The organism is Stenotrophomonas sp. STEN022 (assembly GCF_056760155.1).
This window is the reverse complement of record NZ_JBRREG010000015.1, coordinates 50,001-57,362: the sequence shown is the minus strand read 5'-3', so window position 1 is coordinate 57,362 and position 7,362 is coordinate 50,001. Positions and strand designations below refer to the sequence as shown.

Annotated in this window: 8 protein-coding genes (1 of these 8 cut by a window edge); 4 read left to right on the top strand and 4 right to left on the bottom strand. The window is 64.3% G+C overall.

From position 1 onward, the window contains the following. Positions 1–197: 197 nt before the first annotated feature. Together ACVOMF_RS05310 and pyrE are read right to left on the bottom strand one after the other, a co-directional pair. Positions 198–902, bottom strand: coding sequence for a hypothetical protein (locus ACVOMF_RS05310; protein WP_481508330.1), 705 nt, complete (start codon positions 900–902; stop codon positions 198–200). Positions 903–917: 15 nt separating this feature from the next. Next, entirely contained in the window at positions 918–1,577 is a 660-nt protein-coding gene (gene pyrE / locus ACVOMF_RS05305; RefSeq protein ID WP_481508329.1) for an orotate phosphoribosyltransferase, read from the bottom strand. 197 nt (positions 1,578–1,774) lie between these two features. On the opposite strand from pyrE, the gene ACVOMF_RS05300 reads away from it, so the two are divergent. The 3 genes from ACVOMF_RS05300 (at position 1,775) to ACVOMF_RS05290 (ending at position 4,408) form a co-directional block, all read left to right on the top strand. Next, positions 1,775–2,575 carry an exodeoxyribonuclease III gene (locus tag ACVOMF_RS05300; RefSeq protein ID WP_481508328.1) on the top strand — a complete coding sequence of 267 codons (801 nt, stop codon included), beginning with the start codon at positions 1,775–1,777 and terminating at the stop codon, positions 2,573–2,575. Further along, positions 2,572–4,101 (top strand): AmpG family muropeptide MFS transporter, encoded by a 1,530-nt coding sequence (locus ACVOMF_RS05295; RefSeq protein WP_481508327.1) that lies wholly within the window; start codon positions 2,572–2,574, stop codon positions 4,099–4,101. The genes ACVOMF_RS05300 and ACVOMF_RS05295 overlap by 4 nt, the downstream gene beginning before the upstream one ends. 79 nt (positions 4,102–4,180) lie before the next feature. After that, complete coding sequence (locus ACVOMF_RS05290; RefSeq protein ID WP_481508326.1) at positions 4,181–4,408, top strand: hypothetical protein; 228 nt, start codon at positions 4,181–4,183, stop codon at positions 4,406–4,408. A gap of 90 nt (positions 4,409–4,498) precedes the next feature. Here the strand turns inward: ACVOMF_RS05290 and ACVOMF_RS05285 are convergent, their stop codons facing one another. Together ACVOMF_RS05285 and ACVOMF_RS05280 are read right to left on the bottom strand one after the other, a co-directional pair. Then, positions 4,499–5,623 (bottom strand): anhydro-N-acetylmuramic acid kinase, encoded by a 1,125-nt coding sequence (locus tag ACVOMF_RS05285; protein ID WP_481508325.1) that lies wholly within the window; start codon positions 5,621–5,623, stop codon positions 4,499–4,501. Between the two features lie 74 nt (positions 5,624–5,697). Continuing rightward, entirely contained in the window at positions 5,698–7,155 is a 1,458-nt protein-coding gene (locus ACVOMF_RS05280; RefSeq protein ID WP_481508324.1) for a peptidoglycan DD-metalloendopeptidase family protein, read from the bottom strand. 167 nt (positions 7,156–7,322) lie between these two features. On the opposite strand from ACVOMF_RS05280, the gene tyrS reads away from it, so the two are divergent. Next, a protein-coding gene (tyrS, locus tag ACVOMF_RS05275; RefSeq protein ID WP_481508323.1) for a tyrosine--tRNA ligase crosses the window boundary here: on the top strand, positions 7,323–7,362 show its 5' portion. The gene runs 1,175 nt beyond the window's last position; only the first 40 of its 1,215 coding nucleotides appear in the window; the start codon lies at positions 7,323–7,325; the stop codon falls past the right edge of the window.

The following is a 7,362-nucleotide window of genomic DNA, read 5'->3' as shown; positions in this document are numbered from 1 at the left end:
ACCTTCAGTAACTCGCGGACAAGCAGGTGCAGGAAGCCAATCCCTTCTCCCGTTTACGGGAGAAGGTTCCCGGAGGGCGGATGAGGGGAAGCTTTTGAACAAAAAAAAAGCGGCCCGAAGGCCGCTTTCATTCGCAATCCGACAATTTATCGGTAGAGCTCCTGCCGAGCATGTCTCGGCACTACATCCTACGTCTCTCAGCCTTTGGTTGGCTCTGCGCTGGCAGCAGGGGCGGCCGCAGCCGCTGCTGGTACCGCAATCCCCTTCAGCTCGCGGTAGCGCGCCAGGCTCTCGGCGATCTCAACTTCCAGTGCCTGCCGCTGCTGCTCGAACGCCGCCTGCAGGCGCAGCTGTGCGAGCAGTTCGTTGTGACGCTGGCGGATCTCGCCGGCCTGCTTGTCAGGCACTTTCTGCCCGGCCAGTTCCCTGTTGCCGGCACTGGCAAGCTGGGAGGCCAAGGTGCCCCGCAGGCTGGTCACGTTGAAGATGGCGGTCTTGACGTTGTTGTCGACAATCGCCGTGCGCTCACTGAACACACGGCGCAGATCATCTTCAGTGGCGTAGGTGGACAGCATCGCCTGCTCGGTACGCTTGCGCGTATCTGCCGCCGCTGCATCCACTTCCTGTTGGGCTTTGGCCAGGGCCGCATCCGCACGCTCTTCGGCGGTGAGCGCGCGCTGCACATCCGCACCGCGGATGCCGCTGCGGGCGTTGAATTCCTCGCGCGCCTTGTTCACAGCTTCCGGTGGCAAGGTGTCCGAGCAGATACGTTTGCCGCCCTCATCCCAGCAATACAGCTTCTTGCCGGTATCGGCTGGTTTGTTCTGCGCCAGCGCTGGCATTGCCAGCGCAGCCAGCATCAGCACCAACGTCGTGGCGGTTTTGGACGGATTCGGCACCATGGCAGCCCCCTGCTATCAGCCTGTCGGATTGCTCCCGTAGCGGCCACGGTAGGCCAGCAACGGTTCGCGATAGCCAACAAGTTCCGGGTTCCCGGACGCGAATGCAAGCAGATCGGCCAGATTGGCCACCGCGATCACCGGAATGCCGGTTTCGGCGGAAACAGCCTGCGCGGCTGAACGGCGGTCTTCTTCCGAGGCGATCTCCTGGCGGTCCAGCGCCACCACGATACCGGCCGGGATGCCCTTGGCCTCGCGGATGATGGCCAGGGCCTCGCGGATGGCAGTACCGGCGGTGATCACGTCGTCAACGATCAGGATGCGCTTGCCGGCCATGTCGGCGCCGATCAGGGTGCCGCCTTCGCCGTGGTCCTTGGCCTCCTTGCGGTTGAAGGTCAACGGCAGGTTGCGGCCACGGTGCGAGAACTCGCAGGCAATCGAGGTAGCCAGCGGGATGCCCTTGTAGGCCGGGCCGAACAGCTGGTCGAACGCAATACCGGCGGCGTCGATGGCGTCGGCGTAGCAGTTGCCCAGTTGGGCCAGCGCCAGGCCGGTGTCAAAACGGCCAGCATTGAAGAAGTACGGGCTTACCCGGCCAGACTTGAGGGTGAACTGGCCAAAACGCAGCGCATCGGCGTTCAGCGCCAGCTGCAGGAAACGGGAACGGTGGTCACTCATGTAAATACGCTGTCTTATCGTCTATTGAGGCTACTAGGGTAAAGCATGGCCCTTGCAATTGCTGGGCTGCGGGTCCGGGCGGTGGTCCCGCAGCGAACCGGGCTGCTGTCAGGGGAAAGCTGAGGCCCGGTTTGTCGGCCGCCCCGGTCCGGGCGGTATGCTGTGCCGGTCTTGAGCTTTCCCAACAGCGATCCTTCATGCGCATCATCAGTTTCAACGCCAACGGCATCCGTTCTGCCACCACCAAGGGCTTCAACGAGTGGTTCCTGGCCCAGCAGGCCGACGTGCTCTGCGTCCAGGAGACCAAGGCGCAGGAGTCGCAGCTGACCGACGCGCTGTTCCGCCCGGATGGCCACCATTGCTTCTACCGCGATGCCATCACCAAGAAGGGTTACAGCGGCGTGGCGATCTGGAGCCGACGCGAGCCTGACGAAGTGCGTACCTCGCTGGGCTGGGCCCCGTTCGACGATGAAGGCCGTTATATCGAGGCGCGCTTCGGCAACCTCAGCGTGGTCTCCTTCTATATTCCGTCCGGGTCCTCGGGCGAGCTACGCCAGGGCTTCAAGTTCGAGGTGATGGAATGGTTGAAGCCGATCCTGGACGAATGGCTGGCCAGCGGCCGCGATTACGTGCTGTGCGGCGACTGGAACATCGTGCGCAGCGCGCTGGACATCAAGAACTGGAAATCCAACCAGAAGAACTCCGGCTGCCTGCCGGAAGAGCGCGACTGGATGAACGGCTTCTGCGCCGACCAGGCCGAGCTGACCGATACCGCCAACGGCCGCGGCTGGGTCGATGCCTACCGCGCGCTGCACCCGCAAGGCCAGGACTACACCTGGTGGAGCAACCGCGGCGCGGCGCGCGCCAACGACGTCGGTTGGCGCATCGACTACCAGTTCGTCACCCCCGGCCTGCGTGAGCGCCTGCGTGGCAGCTCGATCTATACCGGCCAGCGCTTCTCCGACCACGCCCCGTTCACCGTGGACTACGACCTGTGAGTGAAGCGGTAGTGGAAGCCTCGCCGGCCGGGCTGCAACGCCTGCGCCGGTTGTTCGTGATCCTCCTGCTCGGTTTTGCCTCCGGCCTGCCACTGGCGCTGACCGGCGGCGCGATGCAGGCGTGGCTGACCGTGGACGGGCTGGACCTGGTCACGCTCGGCTTCCTGTCGCTGATCGGTATCCCGTACACCTTCAAGTTCCTGTGGGCGCCGCTGATCGACCGCTTCGACCTGCCGATACTCGGGCGCAGGCGTGGCTGGATAGTACTGATGCTGTTCGCGCTTGGCGTGGCATTGACTTTCATGAGCACGCTGTCGCCATCGCGCAACCTGGCGTTGTTCGCGTCGGTGGCGGTGCTGGTGGCCTGCCTGTCGGCGACGCTGGATGTGGTGATCGATGCCTACCGCACCGATCTGCTGGCGCCGGCCGAGCGCGGCCTGGGCGGTTCGCTTACCGTCCTTGGCTATCGTCTGGCGATGGTTCTTTCTGGCGGCATCACCCTTATCTGGGCCGAGCAATGGCAGAGCTGGCCGCAGGTCTACCGGGTGATGGCGGGCTTGTCGGTGGCAGTGGGCGTGTTGGCGCTGCTGTTGATGCCGCAGCTGCCAGAGCGCTTCAAGGCACCGGTCTCCAAGGCCGGCGGTGAGCTGCGTGGTTTTCTGGCGCTGGTCGCCGGCGTGGCGTTGGGAGCATGGCTGGCCCATCAGGCGCTGGTGTTGTTCGGGCTCGATCCGGACAGCACCGATCGCTGGGTGCGGCTGGTGTTCGTCGTCACCCAGATAGCCGCGGCCATGGTGTTAGGGCTGGGCGTTACCCGTTGGGTGCGGTTCGAGACGCTCAACGCGTCGCTGCGCAGTTATTTCGGCATGCGTGGCGCGGGGGCGTTCCTGGCCTTGGTGGTGCTGTACAAGGTGGGCGACGCGTTCGCGTTGAGCCTGTCCACCCCGTTCCTGCTCAAGGGCATGGGCTTCAGCCAGGCTGAAGTGGGCCTGGCCAACAAGACCATCGGCCTGTTGATGACGATTGTTGGCGCCATCGTCGGTGGCTTCTTCCTGCTGCGTCTGCGTCTGTCGACGGCGGTGATCGGCTTCGGCGTGCTGCAGTTGGTGTCCAACCTCGGTTTCTACCTGCTGGCGCGGGAAGGAGCAGGGGCCTGGGGTACGGTTGAAGTGCCGGCGTTCAACCTGCTGATTGTCCACCTGGACCAGCCCACGCCGATGGATGGCCTGCTGCTGTTTGCATTGAGCCTGGATAACTTCGCCGGTGGCATGGGCACGGCCGCGTTTGTTGCCCTGCTCAGCGGGCTGTGCGGAACGCGTTTCTCGGCTACCCACTACGCCTTGCTATCGGCATTTGCGACCTTGGGGCGGGTGTTTGTCGGGCCGTTTGCGGGTGTGTTGGCAGACGCCTATGGCTGGCAGGTTTTCTTCCTGGTGTCTGTGGTGGTGGGCCTGCCGGGCCTGCTGATGGCATGGTGGCTGCGGCGTGAGGTCGATGCCACTACCCAGCTGTCGCGCTCTGGTTGATCCCACGCGCCGATTGAATCCTCCGGCGGTGTCGTTGATGATGCCGCCGGGGGGATTCACCGACAGTAGTGTGGTGCACATGGCTGACGTGACTCTGCGTGATATCGATCCGCTGCTGATGGAGCGCATCCGCCGCCTGTCGGTGGCACGCGGCTGGACCCGTGAGGAGACCTGTCTTGCCCTGCTGGAACAAGGTTTGTTCACCAGCGAGCAACACGTACGTGGCGGCTTCGAAGACCCTGAAGTAGACGTCCTCTCCGAGGCCATCAAGGCCCTGCAGGCGCTACCGACCGGCAGCGACATCTGAGAACTGTAGAGCCGAGCCATGCTCGGCTGGAGCATTCCCGGTAAAGCCTCTGCCGAACATGGTTCGGCACTACCGCCTACCGCCAGCGCTTCAAGCCAGATGAATCGCGCCCAGAATCCTCGGTCCACGAGCGCCGCTGACGCTGGGCAGGTTGCTCGGCCGCCCAGCCAGGGTTTCCTGCGCCAACCACGCAAAACCCATCGCTTCCATGTAATCCGGGTCCAGTCCGTGCTCGGCGCTGGAGCCGATCAGCACGCCCGGTAGCCGCGCCTGCAACCTCGACAGCAACTGCGGATTGCGCACCCCGCCGCCGCAGACCAGCACGCGCCGCGCAGCCGGCAGCTGTGCCAGCAGCGCATCGGCCACCGTGGCTGCGGTCAGTTCCAGCAGCGTCGCCTGCACATCCGCAGGTGCCAACGTATTCACGCCCAGCTGCGCCTCCACCCATTCCAGATGGAACTGCTCGCGGCCGGTACTTTTCGGCGGCGGCAAGGCAAACCATGGCTCGGCCAGCAGCCGACCCAGCAAGGCTTCATCCACACGGCCACTGGCAGCAAATGCGCCATCGGCATCGAACGCATGACCAAGATGGCGCTGGCACCAGCCATCCAGCAAGGCATTGGCCGGGCCGGTGTCGAAACCGCGGATGCTGCCATCGCGGGCAATCAGGCTCAGGTTGGCGATGCCACCGAGGTTGAGCACCGCGCGATCTTCATCGGCACTGCCCAGCATCGCCAGATGGAAGGCTGGCATCAGCGGTGCGCCATGCCCGCCAGCGGCCACGTCACGGCGGCGGAAGTCGGCCACGGTGGTGATGCCGGTCAGTTCGGCAATACGGTTAGCGTCGCCGATCTGCCAGGTGAAAGCCGGGTTGCTCAGCGGCCGGTGCCGGATGGTCTGGCCGTGCGAGCCGATTGCCCGCACCTGCTCGCGGCGGACTCCGGCGTCTTCCAGCAGATGGTTGGCGGCAGCGGCGAAGGCGATGCCAACACTGGCATCCAGCTGCCCCAGCGCATCCATCGACGTGGGCTCGCCACCCTGGCCCAGTGCGATCAGGGCGTCACGGGTGATGGCATCCCAAGCATGGGTGTGGCCGTGCACGAAGCGGCAGCCACCACTGTGCGGAAACTGCACCAGCGCCGCATCGATGCCGTCGGCGCTGGTGCCGGACATCAGGCCAAGAAACAGCGGCAGCTGCGGATCAACAGAGGACATGGCGGTCGCTATAAAAGAAACGGGCAGGGAAGCTTCAAGCTCCCTGCCCGTATCGTCAACGGTGTTGCGCTGGCTCAGCCGCGCTTGCCGCCTGCTGCTGGTGTAGCGGCGGCAGTCTGTGTTGCCGCCGGCTTTCTGCTGTCGCCGGCATCGGCGTAGATCAGTTCTTCCATACCCCGGATACGCGCCATCGCCGGCGCGGTCTGTGCGCGGAAGGCGGCCAGATCGGCACCCTGCAGCGGCTGCGGCGGCGGCATCGTCACCGATAGTGGATTGCGGTGCACGCCGTTGACGCGGAATTCGTAATGCAGGTGCGGGCCGGTCGACATGCCGGTGGAACCCACGTAGCCGATCACCTGGCCCTGGTTCACGCGCTGGCCGGCACGGTAGGGGCCAAGCCGTGACATATGCCCGTACAGCGTGGTGTGGCCGCTGCCGTGGTCGAGGATCACCACATTGCCGTAACCACGCTGGGTGCCGGCGAACTGCACGCGGGCGTCGCCGGCAGCCATGATCGGGGTACCGGTGCGCGCGGCGTAATCCACACCCTTGTGGGTGCGCATGGTGCCGAGAATGGGATGGCGACGGGTGCCGAAGTTCGAGCTCAGGCGCGCGAACTGGATCGGCGAACGAATGAAGCTCTTCTTCAACGAACGGCCGTTGAGGTCGAAGTACTCGGACTTGCCGGCGCGATCAAAACGGAAGCCGGTATAGGTCTTGCCGCCGGTCTGGAAGGTCGCCGCCAGGATCTTGCTGGTGTCGATGCGCTCGCCTTCGCGCCAGGTTTCGTCCAACACCACGCTGAAGCGGTCGCCCGGCTGCAGGTCCTTGGAGAAGTCGATGTCGTACTTGAAGATTTCATCGGTCATCGTGGCGATGGCCGACGGTGACAAGCCAGCCTTGCGGGCGGCGTTGTACAGCGAACTGGTGATCTCACCACTGGCCACCACCGTGCGGGTACTGGTGGCCCGCTCGCTGACCTTTTCGCGGATCTGGTCGCCTTGCAGGGTCAGTTCCACGCGGTGATTGGCATCGCGGTCGAAGCGGATCGTGCGCAGCGCGCCATTGACCGGCAGGTCGAAGGCGATTTCCGCGCCGGGGCGGAGCTTGGTCAGCACCTCACGGGTGCCCGGGTGGTCAAGTACCTTCTGCATGGTGGTCGCCGGCACGCCAGCGGCTTCAAACAGATCACTCAGGGTCTGGCCACGCGCTACACGCTGGATCTGCCAGCTGTCGCCCGGGGTTTCGCCGCGCCGCGCCAGCGACAGCGGCGGCAAGGGCAGGGCAAGCGTGGAATGCGCCGACGGCAGGTTGCTGTCGATGGAATTGGAAAAGCCGGGGACGATCGTCGCCGCCAGTGCACCGATAGTGACGAACAGGCTGGCGTGGATCCAATGCCGCCGGTTCCAGCGTTCGTTGAACGCGGCGGGCAGATGTTCCTTCAACTTCCGATGCAGGGCGTTGTCGTGCAGGACGTGGAGTCTTTCCTGGAAGCGCTGTTTGCGCGCGGAGCCATGATCGGGTTGGGACATCGGTCGGTTCTCTGGTCGACCCGGATCGCGGGCCCAAACGCAGGTAACATAGACACCTATCAATACCGCGTCAAACCATTGAGCCGCATGGCTTTTCAATCGGTTAACGTGGTTAACTTGTACTTAACACCATTCATGTTTTTGACTGCGAAGTCGGGAGTTTTAGCGTGTCCTCGATTGATGAAGCCCTTGCCCTGATCGGTCGTG

Bases quoted from the DNA above. Each gene is read 5' to 3' on its own strand.
- ACVOMF_RS05310 (WP_481508330.1), bottom strand. From the start codon at position 902: ATGGTGCCGAATCCGTCCAAAACCGCCACGACGTTGGTGCTGATGCTG.
- pyrE (WP_481508329.1), bottom strand. From the start codon at position 1,577: ATGAGTGACCACCGTTCCCGTTTCCTGCAGCTGGCGCTGAACGCCGAT.
- ACVOMF_RS05300 (WP_481508328.1), top strand. From the start codon at position 1,775: ATGCGCATCATCAGTTTCAACGCCAACGGCATCCGTTCTGCCACCACC.
- ACVOMF_RS05290 (WP_481508326.1), top strand. From the start codon at position 4,181: ATGGCTGACGTGACTCTGCGTGATATCGATCCGCTGCTGATGGAGCGC.
- ACVOMF_RS05285 (WP_481508325.1), bottom strand. From the start codon at position 5,623: ATGTCCTCTGTTGATCCGCAGCTGCCGCTGTTTCTTGGCCTGATGTCC.
- ACVOMF_RS05280 (WP_481508324.1), bottom strand. From the start codon at position 7,155: ATGTCCCAACCCGATCATGGCTCCGCGCGCAAACAGCGCTTCCAGGAA.